Source organism: Enterobacter sp. MGH 4, from assembly GCF_000534735.1.
GTDB lineage: Bacteria > Pseudomonadota > Gammaproteobacteria > Enterobacterales > Enterobacteriaceae > Enterobacter > Enterobacter intestinihominis.
In genome coordinates this window covers 1,567,978-1,580,615 of record NZ_KI973289.1, presented here as the reverse complement: position 1 = coordinate 1,580,615, position 12,638 = coordinate 1,567,978, and the positions used below count along the sequence as shown (strand labels likewise).

23 protein-coding genes and 1 tRNA gene are annotated in these 12,638 nt (G+C 50.5%); 7 read left to right on the top strand and 17 right to left on the bottom strand.

Features of this window, described 5'->3' with window-relative positions:
• Positions 1 to 4: 4 nt before the first annotated feature.
• Positions 5 to 1,336 (bottom strand): glycoside-pentoside-hexuronide (GPH):cation symporter, encoded by a 1,332-nt coding sequence (locus L350_RS14895; protein ID WP_023305891.1) that lies wholly within the window; start codon positions 1,334 to 1,336, stop codon positions 5 to 7.
• Between the two features lie 285 nt (positions 1,337 to 1,621).
• Here L350_RS14895 and yoaI point away from each other — a divergent pair, with 285 nt between their 5' ends.
• On the top strand, positions 1,622 to 1,723 hold the full coding sequence (gene yoaI / locus L350_RS24655) for a small membrane protein YoaI (RefSeq protein ID WP_017384693.1): 102 nt from the start codon (positions 1,622 to 1,624) through the stop codon (positions 1,721 to 1,723).
• A gap of 20 nt (positions 1,724 to 1,743) precedes the next feature.
• Here yoaI and L350_RS14900 read toward each other — a convergent pair whose 3' ends face one another.
• From L350_RS14900 to L350_RS14950, 15 genes are all read right to left on the bottom strand, one after another.
• A complete protein-coding gene (locus L350_RS14900; RefSeq protein WP_023299826.1) occupies positions 1,744 to 2,244 on the bottom strand; it encodes a YbaK/prolyl-tRNA synthetase associated domain-containing protein in 501 nt (166 codons plus the stop codon).
• A gap of 263 nt (positions 2,245 to 2,507) precedes the next feature.
• Complete coding sequence (locus tag L350_RS14905) at positions 2,508 to 3,650, bottom strand: phage integrase Arm DNA-binding domain-containing protein (protein WP_032624453.1); 1,143 nt, start codon at positions 3,648 to 3,650, stop codon at positions 2,508 to 2,510.
• Complete coding sequence (locus tag L350_RS23130) at positions 3,625 to 3,888, bottom strand: excisionase (protein WP_062676769.1); 264 nt, start codon at positions 3,886 to 3,888, stop codon at positions 3,625 to 3,627. The genes L350_RS14905 and L350_RS23130 overlap by 26 nt, the downstream gene beginning before the upstream one ends.
• A 32-nt stretch (positions 3,889 to 3,920) precedes the next feature.
• On the bottom strand, positions 3,921 to 4,190 hold the full coding sequence (locus L350_RS14910) for a hypothetical protein (protein ID WP_032624452.1): 270 nt from the start codon (positions 4,188 to 4,190) through the stop codon (positions 3,921 to 3,923).
• Positions 4,191 to 4,256: 66 nt separating this feature from the next.
• A complete protein-coding gene (locus L350_RS14915) occupies positions 4,257 to 4,511 on the bottom strand; it encodes a hypothetical protein (RefSeq protein WP_032624451.1) in 255 nt (84 codons plus the stop codon).
• The gene (locus tag L350_RS24650; RefSeq protein WP_032624450.1) at positions 4,511 to 5,263 is read right to left on the bottom strand and encodes a hypothetical protein; all 753 of its coding nucleotides are present in this window, start codon (positions 5,261 to 5,263) and stop codon (positions 4,511 to 4,513) included. The genes L350_RS14915 and L350_RS24650 overlap by 1 nt, the downstream gene beginning before the upstream one ends.
• Positions 5,264 to 5,266: 3 nt before the next feature.
• Complete coding sequence (locus tag L350_RS0122285; RefSeq protein WP_032180563.1) at positions 5,267 to 5,485, bottom strand: DUF4014 family protein; 219 nt, start codon at positions 5,483 to 5,485, stop codon at positions 5,267 to 5,269.
• Between the two features lie 4 nt (positions 5,486 to 5,489).
• On the bottom strand, positions 5,490 to 5,921 hold the full coding sequence (locus L350_RS23120) for an ead/Ea22-like family protein (protein WP_071994432.1): 432 nt from the start codon (positions 5,919 to 5,921) through the stop codon (positions 5,490 to 5,492).
• Positions 5,918 to 6,121, bottom strand: a complete 204-nt coding sequence (locus tag L350_RS14925) for a Lar family restriction alleviation protein (RefSeq protein ID WP_032624449.1) — start codon at positions 6,119 to 6,121, stop codon at positions 5,918 to 5,920. The genes L350_RS23120 and L350_RS14925 overlap by 4 nt, the downstream gene beginning before the upstream one ends.
• Positions 6,118 to 6,348: a hypothetical protein gene (locus L350_RS14930; RefSeq protein WP_032624448.1), complete on the bottom strand. Its 231-nt coding sequence runs from the start codon at positions 6,346 to 6,348 to the stop codon at positions 6,118 to 6,120. The genes L350_RS14925 and L350_RS14930 overlap by 4 nt, the downstream gene beginning before the upstream one ends.
• Complete coding sequence (locus L350_RS0122275; protein ID WP_050595063.1) at positions 6,345 to 6,848, bottom strand: hypothetical protein; 504 nt, start codon at positions 6,846 to 6,848, stop codon at positions 6,345 to 6,347. Before L350_RS0122275 ends, L350_RS14930 begins: the two co-directional genes overlap by 4 nt.
• Positions 6,835 to 7,857, bottom strand: coding sequence for a hypothetical protein (locus L350_RS14935; protein ID WP_032624447.1), 1,023 nt, complete (start codon positions 7,855 to 7,857; stop codon positions 6,835 to 6,837). The genes L350_RS0122275 and L350_RS14935 overlap by 14 nt, the downstream gene beginning before the upstream one ends.
• Entirely contained in the window at positions 7,857 to 8,216 is a 360-nt protein-coding gene (locus L350_RS14940) for a hypothetical protein (RefSeq protein WP_258461983.1), read from the bottom strand. Before L350_RS14940 ends, L350_RS14935 begins: the two co-directional genes overlap by 1 nt.
• Positions 8,217 to 8,564: 348 nt before the next feature.
• Positions 8,565 to 8,638 (bottom strand) — tRNA-Arg (locus tag L350_RS14945).
• A 401-nt stretch (positions 8,639 to 9,039) separates the two neighbouring features.
• Complete coding sequence (locus L350_RS14950; protein ID WP_032624446.1) at positions 9,040 to 9,759, bottom strand: LexA family protein; 720 nt, start codon at positions 9,757 to 9,759, stop codon at positions 9,040 to 9,042.
• Between the two features lie 98 nt (positions 9,760 to 9,857).
• Between L350_RS14950 and L350_RS14955 the strand changes: the two genes are divergently transcribed.
• Both L350_RS14955 and L350_RS14960 read left to right on the top strand, forming a co-directional pair.
• Positions 9,858 to 10,076 carry a Cro/CI family transcriptional regulator gene (locus L350_RS14955; RefSeq protein WP_032624445.1) on the top strand — a complete coding sequence of 73 codons (219 nt, stop codon included), beginning with the start codon at positions 9,858 to 9,860 and terminating at the stop codon, positions 10,074 to 10,076.
• A gap of 41 nt (positions 10,077 to 10,117) precedes the next feature.
• The gene (locus L350_RS14960) at positions 10,118 to 10,588 is read left to right on the top strand and encodes a YmfL family putative regulatory protein (RefSeq protein WP_032624444.1); all 471 of its coding nucleotides are present in this window, start codon (positions 10,118 to 10,120) and stop codon (positions 10,586 to 10,588) included.
• 177 nt (positions 10,589 to 10,765) lie between these two features.
• Here the strand turns inward: L350_RS14960 and L350_RS24645 are convergent, their stop codons facing one another.
• Positions 10,766 to 10,939 (bottom strand): hypothetical protein, encoded by a 174-nt coding sequence (locus tag L350_RS24645; protein ID WP_241175515.1) that lies wholly within the window; start codon positions 10,937 to 10,939, stop codon positions 10,766 to 10,768.
• Between L350_RS24645 and L350_RS23115 the strand changes: the two genes are divergently transcribed.
• Genes L350_RS23115 through L350_RS14980 form a run of 4 tightly spaced genes read left to right on the top strand, consistent with a single transcriptional unit; the run spans position 10,883 to position 12,627 of the window.
• On the top strand, positions 10,883 to 11,041 hold the full coding sequence (locus L350_RS23115) for a DUF4222 domain-containing protein (protein ID WP_241175513.1): 159 nt from the start codon (positions 10,883 to 10,885) through the stop codon (positions 11,039 to 11,041). The two genes, L350_RS24645 and L350_RS23115, sit on opposite strands and share 57 nt — an antisense overlap.
• Positions 10,998 to 11,924: a conserved phage C-terminal domain-containing protein gene (locus L350_RS14970; RefSeq protein ID WP_032624442.1), complete on the top strand. Its 927-nt coding sequence runs from the start codon at positions 10,998 to 11,000 to the stop codon at positions 11,922 to 11,924. Before L350_RS23115 ends, L350_RS14970 begins: the two co-directional genes overlap by 44 nt.
• Positions 11,921 to 12,241: a LexA family protein gene (locus tag L350_RS14975; protein ID WP_032624441.1), complete on the top strand. Its 321-nt coding sequence runs from the start codon at positions 11,921 to 11,923 to the stop codon at positions 12,239 to 12,241. Before L350_RS14970 ends, L350_RS14975 begins: the two co-directional genes overlap by 4 nt.
• On the top strand, positions 12,238 to 12,627 hold the full coding sequence (locus tag L350_RS14980) for a RusA family crossover junction endodeoxyribonuclease (protein WP_032624440.1): 390 nt from the start codon (positions 12,238 to 12,240) through the stop codon (positions 12,625 to 12,627). The genes L350_RS14975 and L350_RS14980 overlap by 4 nt, the downstream gene beginning before the upstream one ends.
• The last annotated feature ends 11 nt before the right edge of the window (positions 12,628 to 12,638 follow it).

The window sequence follows — 12,638 nt, the reverse complement described above, 5'->3', positions numbered from 1 at the left end:
CCTTCTAAACAGGGTGTTTGGCGAGATGGATGGATTGCATTGTGCTGTCGTCGAGCTTGTACCAGCGCAGCGTGGCAAACGCGCAGAGCGACAAGATGCCAGGTACGACGGTGAAGAGGGCGATGATGCAGTACATGGCCGTGGTAGTTTGTTCCGGGGCATTGGCAACATAGCCGCTTAAGCCCAGCGTCCAGCCAACAATCGCGCCGCTGATCGCCATCCCCAGCTTGAGTACGGCGAGGAAGGTGGAGAAGATCACGCCGTCCATGCGTTTGCCCTGTTTCCATTCGCCGTAATCGGCGACATCCGCCATCATCACCCACATTAGCGTGGTGGTGGCCTGGTAGAGGGTGGAGACGATAAACGTCATGGGCACCAGAATAAGCACCGACTTAGGCGCAAAGAACAGGGCGATGCTGAGTACCCCCGCCAGTACGGAACAATATCCAAACATCTGCACTTTGCTGACGTTCTGCGTCAGACGTTTGGCCAGCGCGCTGCCTGCTGCTTTCCCGAGAATATGCGCCCCGAGCATCCACATAAAATAGCTTGCGCTACCGAGATAATAAGTGACGAAATACATCATTGCGCCAAGGCGAATAACGCCAAAACCAATATTGGTTAATACCAGGACGGCGACAACGCGCCATTGGTCGTTTCGTAATAAATCCCGCAGTTCCGCAAGATAATTATTGTGGGTGGCGGGAGCCTTAATACGTTCACGCGTATTCGCGAAGCAGATCCAGAACATGATGACCGCGACGGTCGCCATAATGGCCATCGCCCAGCGGTAGCCCAGTAATTTATCGTCGCCGCCTAAAAACTCTGCCAGCGGCATCATAAAGAATGTCGACAACGCGCCACCCAGCGTGGCAAGGAAAAAGCGATAAGACTGAAGGGAAATTCGCGCATCGTTGTCGGGCGTAATTACCGCGCCCATGGAGCAATAGGGAATATTGATTGCGGTATACATCAGCATCATCAGGGTATAGCTGACGGTGGCGAAAATCATTTTACCGTGCAGGTCGAGCGACGCCGGCACGGCGTAGGTCAGCAGACAGCTTGCGCCAAAGGGCAGCGCCAGCCACAGCATCCAGGGGCGGAATTTTCCCCAGCGGGTACGCGTCCTGTCTGCGATATAGCCCATCGCCGGATCAATTATGGCATCGGCGGTTCTCGCCAGAAGAAACATAGTGCCCACGAATGCGGCAGGTAACCCCACCACGTCCGTATAGTAAAACGTCAGAAAAATAATGACGTTATCCAGCCCAATATGGCTCGCCATATCGCCTAACCCATAACTGATTTTTTCTTTACGGGTAATTATCTCAGTCATTGTATTCACCTTGCCAGTGTAAGGTTTATTTATGAGGTGCTCCGTAAACAAGGTTAACCATCATGAAAAGGTTAACAATTGCGAGATCTGGCATCGGGGTTACGTAAATTTCTTTTCGTGATACCGGTAACAAATAAAGTATTTAAACAGTGACTTTATACGGGGGAGGGGAGTTAACAGCGAATCGTTTCAGCGAAAAATTGTCATTTCGCGGACGCGTCATTGTCATTTAACTGTCATTATGCGGGAGTAAAAAAAAAGGAAATGGGCAAGGCAGAGGGCATCATGAACGATCCTATGTTTGTCGAAACGCTGATTATCTCCTCATCGTTTTTTATCATCGCGATTATTTTGATTGCTTCCGTGCTGCTGCTGGAAAACGGCTGACCGTTAGCCAGCCTCTGTATTTATTGTTTACGGAACGACACCAGTTCAGGACGGGCGATTCGCAGATAGTCCTGGGTATCCATAATCACCGATTTTTCCAGCAGACCGGCGTTAAAGGCGATCTCGTCAAAGCGCTCAAACAGCAACGGATCGGCGACAAGCGTCAGATCCGGGTGAAAGCTGAAGGGGGGAATGGCGCCGAAAACGCAGCCGGTAAGCGCATCCACTTCGGCCGGACTGGCGAGAGATGCCTTAAGCCCTCCGAAATGGCTGGCCAGCAGGCTCAGATCGGCCTGCCGATCGGCGGCGAGGATTGCCAGAATATGTTTCTTAACGCCGTTGCCTTTTACCTTACAGACCAGCGCTTTTGCTCCCTGGCGGAGATCGGTCCCGCGAATTTCACTGACCGCTTCGCATTTCCCTACGGCCTCATGCGCCACCACACGAAAGTGCGCCTCCTGCTCGGTTAATAAGCTGATTAGCTGCTGATGGGTTGTCGTCCCGGTCACGTCATCAGACATAACGATTTCACCTGTGATTAGCCAATACGTAGCTTGCTACATTAGCACGGGAGGGAGAGGGCTGAAAGAAAACAGCCAGCGGGAGCGCTGGCTGTTGATTTATGCGTTGCTGGTGGAAGACTGTTTCTGGAGCAATTCGCATCATTGCAACTATTTGTATTCTATTAAGAAATTTTCTTCCCCAAATCATCCCCAAAAAAACTCCCCAAAACGTATACCGCATAAATCGGAAATCAGGGGGGCTCTCTGGTTCATACATCCCGTTAAATAACTAATTTTTTCCATTCCAAACCGCGATCATCTCCATACATAGCGCTCATAGCTTCTGTCTTATGACCAAGCAATGTTTTTACATCTATACCCTGGGCTTCATATGTTCTTGATGAAAGAGATCTCTGCTCATGGAAAGGAGGCAAGGCGGTGCAATCCTTTGGCCACACGATATTCGCTTTGTCTCTCGCTTCCTTAAAATACTTAGAAATTGTTTTTTCAGGGACGTGTGAGCCTGCCTTACCATAAGCATGATGTTTAACGTGATGGATTAAATATGGGCTTACAACTCTGTCCCGACACTTGCTTATGACATCAGACAATGTCATTCCAATGGCGTCACATCTTAAATTTAATGGAATAGCTAACTTCACGCCTGTTTTGTTCTGAGTTATATGAAGGTGATTATCCCAGATGTCGCTGAACTTCATCGACACTATGTCTCCAATACGCTGGCCCGTTACCAGAGCCAAAAGCATGGAATTCTGAGCGCATGGAGGCATTGATCCAGCGCTTTCATAAATTAACTTCCATTGTTCAATGCTCAGTCTGCTTCTCTTCACCCTAGCTATCGGGTTCTTCACTGCTAAAGCAGGGTTATAACCTGGGTCAACCTCGCCAGCATGCTGTGCCTCTTTAAATACGTCGTTCAGAACGCTTCGCACAAGCTGACCCATTCTGTGTTTACCTTCAGATTTATATTCATCAATAATTGTTGCAATCAGTTTTGTGTCTACATCCTTGAGGCGTATATTAGGAGCCCTGTCAGCGAGAACTTGAGCACATATTCTTCTTGATTTAACAGTCGGTTTTTTTATCTCTCCATCACGCATTCTTTCCATCTGAATATCTACGTATCTTTTTATCCAGTCTGCAACACGAATTCCTTGTTCTTTCTTTTCTGAACTCTTCATGGCCATATCAATCAGTGCGAAAGATTGCCGTGTTTCCTGCTCAGAGGTTATCCGATTCAACTCAGTAGCAGCGGCCTTCGCGGCCTCTTCATCAGTTCCGAAACCTATAAAAGTTCCAGTGACAGGATGGCGATATTGCCAGTAAATTTTTGATGTACGTTTATCCAACTTGCAATAAAGGTTGGGTATTTTGACGTTATGCTTTCTGGGGCGAGCTGCCATTTATTGCTTTCTCCACTAACTGGCGAGCCTTGTCTGATAACGATGATGAAATATCAACATTGCCTACCATGCCAATAAAACGAGCGTCCTCATCTATAACCCAGCGGCGACCTTGCTTTAAAGCTGGTGGAAAAGTTTGCTTGGTCTTGGCTATTTTGTTTAGTGCTGAGTTGCTTAATGGATATTTGAACCCATTAGGACCCGAAGCCCACTCATGTAGTGTTACTAACTGCCCCATACGTTGCTCTCCACTTAACCGGCTGCACCCGGCTATCTCTTATAGAAAATGCAAGATGAGCAACCACCACGAAGCCCATCATTGCAGGTACGACATCTTTTTGTTTCGGTGTAATAGATCTGGTGGACCATTTCCTTTGGCATGAGAACCGGCATAGGCACGCGGATAACCAGTTTTTTGAGCCTGTCGATTTCCCCGGCCAGCTCCAGCATGCGGGAACGGCAATACTCTGCCTCTTCACGCCACCAGGTTACGTCGGCTTTAAGACGGCGCACGCGCCGCTGTTTGAGTTTGCTCACCATGGCAGCCACCCCATACCCTGAAGTGCGCCTATGACCAGCCGCACGAACATTACTGCGTCGAATGGGTTAGGCATTATGCGATACCACTGTTGGCGAACTAAATGGGCAGGCGACACCTATCGGATGCTTACCATTGCAGATAAAGCACCGCATCTCACTAAGCACCTGAGGAGAGCTAGTGATCGTCGCAGGGTGATCATCCTCTCGCAATGCATCACGGAACGCGACCGCAACAACCCTCCCGCCGAAAGCCTCCATATGGGCATGCACTGGAGGTTCCTTGCCGTCTTCGAACTCAATAACGAAAGTTAACTTGCTCATCACTTCACCTCCTGCTGCGGTGCTGCTGGATAAGCACTCCCTTCTTGCCCTGTCTCGTTGCTTCCGGTGCATGCATTCCGGTGGTCATTAGCGTGCGGGCAGCGCTTATTTCCGCAATCAGGACAGACGACGAATCGCATGTCGGAAATTTTCACCGGGCGGCAGGTCCGGCACCAGCATTTGGTTGACGTTTCCGCGTTTTCCCGAAAATCCGGTGCTGCTGCGAGCATGGCGCGGTAGGTTGGGTTGATAGCGTCATGTTCATTCATCGCGGTCCAGCCAGCCTTGTTCATTTCCTCTGTCGGCTCAACCGGCACCAACTTCCAACCATCCGGAATCACCGGAGAGTTGAGTTGTTCGGAATTACCGAACGACTGAAGCATGGCTGCGCGATAGGCGTTCCAGCCGACAGCTTTTCCGTGTTCAAACGCGCTGTCAAAGTCATCATCCATTTCCATCGCATCAGGCACAGATACCGGCGCTGGCGGGGCGGTGTAGAGCGGAGTCGGGTCGCTATACTCAGCTAACTTCGGGTCGGCAGCATGCAGCAAATAACCCTTGTATGTCATGTACGCCACAGGCTCCGTACCAAACGCTGCAATAGCTCCATCAATCACCTTCACAGCATCAGACATTGCGTAGCCGATATTACCGCCGTCGCTTTGTGCTGCTGCTTTGCTGAGTGTTTCGCGTATCTGGTGCAGGCGCTCGAGTGATACAGGACCGTTCGCCGGGTGGTTGTTAGTTGTCATGGGTTAGTCCTCCCTGTACGGATTCAATTTGTTGTGCAGTTTGTTAAACGGCCCCCATACGATGGAGCTATACCACTCAGCTATTTTTTCTGCCTGCTCTCCTGCTAGCCAGATGAGGACTATCGGTGATATTGGAATCATTAAAATAAGAAAGAGAAGGAAAAATAGAGCCTCTTTAACCCGGCTTTGGCGCGGATAATTCTTCCTGAATATTTTTGTCATCTCACTACCCCTTTACGCCAATGCCAGCGGCTGCAAGCACCGCGATAATCTCTGATTCTTCGTAACACGCTACCTTGTCTGCCCACAATTTAGTTGCTGGAAGTTTCACAACCAGCTTATTACGCTCCAGTTTGCGAATTAATTCTGCCGCATAATCGTGAGCCTCGCGGAAAGAGCGAGCCTGACGCAGCATATCATCATAGCGTTCTTCTGCGGCTTCCAACTCATCCAGCAGCGCCAGCACGGTGATGGGGTTAGCGGCGGCGATGAAAACTGAATCAACCTTGAGGCAATGTTGCGCTACCGCTTTCACGCCAACCTTCACCTCATAGCCGCGCGCACCTTTGTGTGGCTTGTAAGTCTCCCAATTCCCCCATGATGCAGCGTTTGCCGCATTGGCCGCTTCACGTAATGCGCGTTTGTCGATGTTGCTCATTGGGCGGCCTCCCCGACACGTTTGTTCCATGCAGCAATAGCCATGTTGATTTTGTTAGCGCCAACCATCTGAGCAGACTGCGCGTCGCAAGAATGGCAGCGAACAATTGCCGACTGGTAAGGGCAATCCTCTTCGTACTGCGCGAAAGCCTCTACTTCTTTGCTCCCGCAGAACGGGCAAGGTTTTATTTGAGTGCTCATTGGGCGGCTCCTTCTGCTTTCTTTTCGTCAACGCGCCATGCTGTAGCCAGTGCGCTCGTCACTTGCACAAACGAATGCTTAACTTTCACCGAGAAAGTTTCACCAGTAACCGATACCGTTTCGATGGTGGTCAGCTCGCCGCCGCTTTCGAAATCAGGGTAGAACTGCGTTACCAGGTTACTTTCGACAATCACCGATCCGTCCGGCGTGTGCATTTTCAGTCTCATGACTGCACTCCTTTGCGAAGCTGGGCGGCGAACTGGTCAGCTGCATTAGCTTGAGCTTCAGCAATAGCATCAAAGAAGGCATCGTCACCTTTGCGACGCAAGACTGCTGCAAACATCTCCACACCCTGCGCCCGCACTTCAGCCAGGAAAGCGTCGGTGGCCTTGAATGGGTTTTCTGCTTCAACATCGCGCGATACGTATGCGTTAATTTCAGATACGTAATCCATCGGTACCCCGGCGTACAGGTATTCGTCCTGGTTAACGTACTCGTCATGGTTCTCGCTGATGTCAGTCAACAAGCGGAGCATCTGACCATTCTCCGCAGCCAGCGCCGCAGAATCATCACGAACTTTGCGCAGTTGCAGAACAGCAACCTGAACTGCATAAGCGAACATAGCGGAAGGGCGGTTAAAGTCTGTCTCAGCATCGCGCTGCATGTTTACTGCAGCAGTCATCAGCTCATCCAGTTGTTCGCCGGTCATTGGTTTATTGGCTGTCATGATTATTTTCCTGCTGCAGTTTGTGTTGCTTAACGAAGTGGGCCACAGCTTTTGACTGGCTAGTGACGATCCCATTCAGGATGACGTTTTTGCCGCGATAGATTTGAGCTGTACCGATCTCAATGCCTTCCAGTTTCACGTAAAGCGTTTTGCCTACTACCTCTGTTTCAGGCACTGGCTGTGAAAGGCGGTATGTTTCACGCGCTTCCGCAATCGCTTTGTGCTCGTCCATAATGGCCAGCGCTTCGGCAAGGGCAGCGCCTTCAAGAGTGAATACACCCTCATCACTGATGGTTGCCTGTGCCATCAGCTCAACGAAACGGCGCGCGTTCTTTACGCTGAGTTCCGGAGCGATAGAACTGCGGGTAACTTTCGTTTTGCCTTGGGCAGCCGCTACAGCCTTATCGTGCTGAAGAACTTTTCCGGCCTGTTCGCCATACTCCATAACACGATCAACCGCGACGTCGACTGACACCGCACCTGATTTAACTTCCTGTTGAACGTCATGGTTAGCAGTGCTCAGAAGCAGCAACTTCTCTACCGTGACCACTGACTTATTGACCAGTTTTGCGATCTCGCTGGTGGTCTGGTTGAAGGCGTTATGCAGCTCCTGAATAACTGCTGCCTGTTCCATATCGGAGAGTGGGAGCTGGTTGTTACTGGTCATGATGCGAGCCAGGCGCTGCACATCGTTACCGTTAAACGGCATGATGTGGATGCGGTCTACTGGCTTGCCAGCTTCAGCACAGCGCGCGTAGCAACGACGCCGACGGTGACCTTCAACAACCCACACGCCACCTTCATCACGGGCGATAACTTCCAGCGGTGGAACTGATCCGCCGTTCATAAGGTAGTTGAACAGGTCATCATCAGCCTGGCGGGTACGTTCATCATCTTCACGCTTGTTGAAACCTTCACGAACGTGGATATCGGAAAGAGCGATAAACATCCCGCTATCAGTGCGCTTAATCACACCTGCCTTGGTCATTTGCTTGAATGAGTTAGCCATCAGAGAGAAACCTCGTTATTCAGGGAAATGACGACACGAGGCAGCTCACGGAGTTCTCGCTGAGCTTCCAGCAGGTGCATGTTGGTAGGCGTTTTGGTGTGGCGCTCTTCGATGCGGTCGCACTCTTTGGCCCAACTCGCAACATCCTGGCGAAGGGTTGCATTCTGCTCAGCCAGTTCCTTACGCTGCGCCAACGCCTCACAGAGCGCGACGCTGGTATAGTCCAGGCGGTTAGCCAGTTCGTTAACCATCCAGCCGTAAGCGGCAGGGAGGAGAGGGGCAGCCTTACGAGCTGCGTCGATAAGCTGCTCTCTGGTCATGCGTGGTTGTAACTCGGTGACGTTCTGTGTGTTCGTCATGGATAGTTTCTCCGTGTTATAAGCGCTCTGCACAGCGCTGATTTTTGGTTGCACGAATCCCTCACCGGATGGCGACAAAAAATAAAGGGGTTTCGTTTTAGTAAGCACCCAACCAGGGCACTTAGTGAAACGGGCGGCTGCCACCGCCAGTTAGCTTCTCCACAATTGGGAGCGCGTTCCCCTGAGTTGATTTAACGACTGAGGCCTCTCAAGGAACCGGCTGAACGCGCTTTCAGTTGTGAAAAGGGGCGGTCGACATTAAGGACATTCACAACTGCCGACCGCCAAGACTACACACAGCATCTGGTACAGCTACTACGGTTTACCACGGTCCTAACGTGATACTTGCGCGGCATGCAGGATTCGAACCTGCGACCTACGGCTTAGAAGGCCGCTACTCTATCCATCTGAGCTAATGCCACAACAGGGAGAGCATTCCAATCCGCGACAATCACATCAAACGTTCTGGGATCGTTTTTAGTTGAATGCTCTCTCTGTTGCATCCTCGTCTCTTCCGAGGTGTCACACCTGATCGCCACGCTGGTGAAACGTCTCTGGCTGTCGTACACAACTGGCTTGCACATTTCGGCTACCCGCTGGATCTGGATACTGAAAGGAATCCCCGGACCGCTGCGGCACATGTGCCATATACCGTACCGCTAACCTACCGATGGTCTTAAACATCATCACCCCGGCGCATAATGAGTATCACCAATAGTAATTAAATGGTCAACACCTGTAGTGATAAAAATATCACGCCTAGTGTTAAATTGATGATTAGTAAGGTGAAAAAAGATGCAAAAAAAAGGAGCCGATTGGCTCCTTATTCGAAGATAGTTTCAGGCCATTGGGCCTTAACAACTTTGCCTATTATCCTGCAATTCTCATTACATTCAATGGCCTGATAGCGAGGGCTAGGGTTTAGAGGTTCGAGCCAGGGTTTCCCGTCTTCACGAACAAATTTTTTAAAAGTGACCTCTGAATCGTTGAATATACCAGCAACGCAGAAATCACCGGGTTCAACGTCTTGTTCTGGATCTATGAGTATGAGCATTCCCTCAGGAAAACTTGGCTTTACTCCTGGAGGAGCAGTCATTGAATGGCCTGATACCTCAAGCCAAAATGCAGAATCGCTGGCTTTAACAGTGGTTGAAACCCACTCCTTCGCATCGCGTTCTGTGTATGAATTAACTGGGCAAAATGAACCCGCTTGCACTTCGGTTAATAGCGGGTACTCATACACAGAGGATTGATTTCTTCCGTTAGCAATCGCCTCAAACATAGCTGATATCTCAGCTGCAAGGGATGGACTGAAATCATCGACTTTTACCCCGAGAATTTTAGCGAACTGTGCAGCATGAGTAGCGTTGATAGCGTTGGTGCCATTCAGTAGCTGAGCGACACCACTTTGCCCCATACCCATTTGTTCAGCCAAAGTCTCCTGTGAGAGCCCCAGCGCTTTTTTCTTGGACTCAAAGATAGCTTTCAGCCTGTTGGCGTCGGCAATTTGTTCGGCGGTCAATGGTTTCTTTTTCATTCTCATAATTTATCACCGCACGGCATAATCACCAATCACCGCTAGTGTTGACTTATTTATCACTAACAGTGATACTCCTTATGTGCAAACCACGAGGAAAACCAATGAAGATTATTCCGCTCTCTGAATATGTTTTGGAAAACGGTCAGGCCAAAACAGCTGAGGCTCTTGGGGTATACCAAAGCGCCATCAGTAAAGCCCTCAAGCGTAATCGCCGGGTAAATATCCTGGTTAACGAAGACGGGAAAATTGAAGCCGAGGAAGTACGACCATTCCCTAACAAAAACAAACCTGCTGATCCTGGCGTTGCAGTAACACCGTAACCCAGCATTCAGCATTACGTAACTACCAAAGGAAAAACAACATGGTAGAGCCAAGCCTGAAAGAAGTAGTGAAAGCGATGTGCAAAGCGTACCCAGGTGGCCGTGAGGCTATGGCCGGTGCTCTTGGTATGTCGGTGACGCAGTTCAACAACAACCTGTACGAGAAGAACGGCTGTCGCTTCTTCGAAGTGAACGAGTTGGAAGCGATGGAAGATATTTCAAACACGTCTCTCCTGGCTGATTACTTCGCGCAACGTCGTGGCGCTCTGCTGGTGGACGTTCCGCAACTGGAAGACCTTGACCGCGTCGATCTGTTTACCCGCGCCATGAGAACTGCAGCAGCACGCGGACAGGTCGATCAGATTATCCAGAAAGCCTTGGAAGACGGAGTTATTGAACCGCATGAAGCCGATGAGATTCACGAACATCACCGCCGTCACCTGGCTGCACGTGAAGAAGAAATCCGCGCGATTGTCGCGCTGTTTAGCCGTAAGAAAAGCCAAAAAAAGTGACGCCCGCGAGTGTGCAGCTCCGGGCGTCTTGGCGTGTCGTATTCAGTGGAGAAACTAACGCATGAACAGTTTAAACCGATTGAGACCAGCGAAGCAATTCAGATGCCTTCCACTGGTGGGAAAAGACTCCCCGTTCGGCTATGTGGAGAGATTAAACGACCAGCCTGGTGTGAACAACTACCAGCCTGAGAACGCGATGGTAGAGGCTTTTGCTCTGATGAACGAGAAGGGGCGTGAGGAATGGCTGAAGTTAACCGGCGGTTCAAAGACCACTACGGCGTCCCGGTCCATGTCATCAGATGGGAGCCACAGACTCGACGCGTTATATACCTTCGCGAAGGGTACGATCATGAGTGCTTCAGCCCTCTTGAACAATTCCAGCGTAAATTTACAGAGTTAAAGGACGACCATGAGCCTGTTGATGCCATCCCGGCCAATAGTGATAAACCCTGACCTTGCGTACAGCATTGGCCTCAACGAGGCCATTGCGTTGCAGCAGGTTAACTACTGGCTTAAAGAAACCACCTCCGGACTGGAGCGTGACGGCGTGCGCTGGATTTACAACACCAACGAGCAGTGGCTGGAGCAGTTCCCGTTCTGGTCTGAGTCTACGCTGAAGCGCACATTCACCCGCCTGAAGCAGCTCGGTGTCCTCAAAGTTGAGCAGCTGAACAAATCTCAGCGCGACATGACTAACTACTACACGATCAACTACGAAAGTGAGCTTTTAAATGAGGTCAAAGTGACCAAATCGAAGAGTTCAAATTGCACTCTTCCATCAGGTCAAAATGAACCGATGGAAGAGGTCAAAGTGAAACGCTCCATCGGGTCAAAACGAACCGCTCTCATCAGGTCAAATTGCACTGATGTTCTTACAGAGAATACAACAGATAATACTACAGATATTAAAAACCCTATTTGTCCGGTTGCGCCGCAACCAGACGGTGATGTGTTGATCACCGATCAGGCTAAACAGGTTTTAACTCATCTGAACCAGGTGACAAGTTCGCGTTATCAGGTTTCAACAACCTCCCTGCAAAACATTCGTGCTCGAATCGGGGAGGGCTACACCGTTGAAGAGTTATCGCTGGTGGTGGATTACTGCAACGCAAAGTGGAGTGAAGACCTCACGATGTCGGCTTACCTTCGCCCCCAGACTCTTTTCCAGCCAACCAAGTTCCCTGGCTATCTGAAGTCAGCGAAAAGCTGGGCCAAAGCTGGGCGTCCTGCTCGCGTCAATGGAGAGTGGGCCCGAGAAGATGGTGTTTTCCGTTCCAGCTTCCAGAACACTGACTACAGCAAAGTCCCTGCAGGTTTCAGAGGAGCGAACTCATGATGGAATTAACGCCGCGTCAGAGTGAAGTGCTTGATGCCATAGTGCTCTACAAGGACAGAACCGGATTCCCGCCCACCTTGCTTGAGCTTGCCGGGTTAATTGGCTGTGCATCACCGAACGCGGCTGCAGAGCACGTGAGGGCTCTAAAGAATAAGGGTTACATCTCCATTGCTCCCGGCGCAGCCAGGGGAATTACCGTCGTCAAAACTGAATGGGATGCAGATCCTGTATCGATCGTTAGAGACCTGTTATCCGGTGGAGACAAGGCAAGAGATAACGCTATCCAATGGCTGAAAAAACAGGGGGGGACTTTATGAAACTGGTGCTCCCATTCCCTCCGAGCGTAAACACCTACTGGCGAGCCCCGAACAAGGGGCCGTTAAAAGGCCGCCATCTTATCAGTGAGAAAGGCAGGGCATATCAGAGTGCGGCCTGCGCAGCGATTGTTGAGCAGCTGCGTTGCCTTCCAAAACCATCATCGTCACCAGCTGCGGTGGAGATCCTTCTCTTTCCGCCAGATGCACGCCGCCGCGACATCGACAACTATAACAAGGCTCTGTTTGACGCGCTTACTCACGCTGGCATCTGGGAGGATGACAGTCAGGTGCAGCGAATGCTGGTGGAGTGGGGGCCGAAAGTACCTGGTGGACGAGTAGAGATATCGATCAAGAAACATGAACCTCTGGCGGGTGCAGCCGCCTGATAAGTGGAGAA

Excerpts from the sequence above, each read along its gene's own strand:
- L350_RS24645 (WP_241175515.1), bottom strand. The coding sequence starts at position 10,939 with ATGATCGTACCCTTCGCGAAGGTATATAACGCGTCGAGTCTGTGGCTC.
- L350_RS14975 (WP_032624441.1), top strand. The coding sequence starts at position 11,921 with ATGATGGAATTAACGCCGCGTCAGAGTGAAGTGCTTGATGCCATAGTG.
- L350_RS14980 (WP_032624440.1), top strand. The coding sequence starts at position 12,238 with ATGAAACTGGTGCTCCCATTCCCTCCGAGCGTAAACACCTACTGGCGA.
- L350_RS23130 (WP_062676769.1), bottom strand. The coding sequence starts at position 3,888 with ATGGGGCAGTTAGTAACACTACATGAGTGGGCTTCGGGTCCTAATGGG.
- L350_RS14940 (WP_258461983.1), bottom strand. The coding sequence starts at position 8,216 with ATGACGAACACACAGAACGTCACCGAGTTACAACCACGCATGACCAGA.
- L350_RS14970 (WP_032624442.1), top strand. The coding sequence starts at position 10,998 with ATGAGCCTGTTGATGCCATCCCGGCCAATAGTGATAAACCCTGACCTT.
- L350_RS14955 (WP_032624445.1), top strand. The coding sequence starts at position 9,858 with ATGAAGATTATTCCGCTCTCTGAATATGTTTTGGAAAACGGTCAGGCC.
- L350_RS14960 (WP_032624444.1), top strand. The coding sequence starts at position 10,118 with ATGGTAGAGCCAAGCCTGAAAGAAGTAGTGAAAGCGATGTGCAAAGCG.
- yoaI (WP_017384693.1), top strand. The coding sequence starts at position 1,622 with ATGAACGATCCTATGTTTGTCGAAACGCTGATTATCTCCTCATCGTTT.
- L350_RS23120 (WP_071994432.1), bottom strand. The coding sequence starts at position 5,921 with ATGAGCAACATCGACAAACGCGCATTACGTGAAGCGGCCAATGCGGCA.
- L350_RS14925 (WP_032624449.1), bottom strand. The coding sequence starts at position 6,121 with ATGAGCACTCAAATAAAACCTTGCCCGTTCTGCGGGAGCAAAGAAGTA.
- L350_RS14900 (WP_023299826.1), bottom strand. The coding sequence starts at position 2,244 with ATGTCTGATGACGTGACCGGGACGACAACCCATCAGCAGCTAATCAGC.
- L350_RS14895 (WP_023305891.1), bottom strand. The coding sequence starts at position 1,336 with ATGACTGAGATAATTACCCGTAAAGAAAAAATCAGTTATGGGTTAGGC.
- L350_RS0122285 (WP_032180563.1), bottom strand. The coding sequence starts at position 5,485 with ATGACAAAAATATTCAGGAAGAATTATCCGCGCCAAAGCCGGGTTAAA.
- L350_RS14950 (WP_032624446.1), bottom strand. The coding sequence starts at position 9,759 with ATGAGAATGAAAAAGAAACCATTGACCGCCGAACAAATTGCCGACGCC.
- L350_RS14910 (WP_032624452.1), bottom strand. The coding sequence starts at position 4,190 with ATGGTGAGCAAACTCAAACAGCGGCGCGTGCGCCGTCTTAAAGCCGAC.
- L350_RS14905 (WP_032624453.1), bottom strand. The coding sequence starts at position 3,650 with ATGGCAGCTCGCCCCAGAAAGCATAACGTCAAAATACCCAACCTTTAT.
- L350_RS14930 (WP_032624448.1), bottom strand. The coding sequence starts at position 6,348 with ATGAGACTGAAAATGCACACGCCGGACGGATCGGTGATTGTCGAAAGT.
- L350_RS0122275 (WP_050595063.1), bottom strand. The coding sequence starts at position 6,848 with ATGACAGCCAATAAACCAATGACCGGCGAACAACTGGATGAGCTGATG.
- L350_RS24650 (WP_032624450.1), bottom strand. The coding sequence starts at position 5,263 with ATGACAACTAACAACCACCCGGCGAACGGTCCTGTATCACTCGAGCGC.
- L350_RS14915 (WP_032624451.1), bottom strand. The coding sequence starts at position 4,511 with ATGAGCAAGTTAACTTTCGTTATTGAGTTCGAAGACGGCAAGGAACCT.
- L350_RS14935 (WP_032624447.1), bottom strand. The coding sequence starts at position 7,857 with ATGGCTAACTCATTCAAGCAAATGACCAAGGCAGGTGTGATTAAGCGC.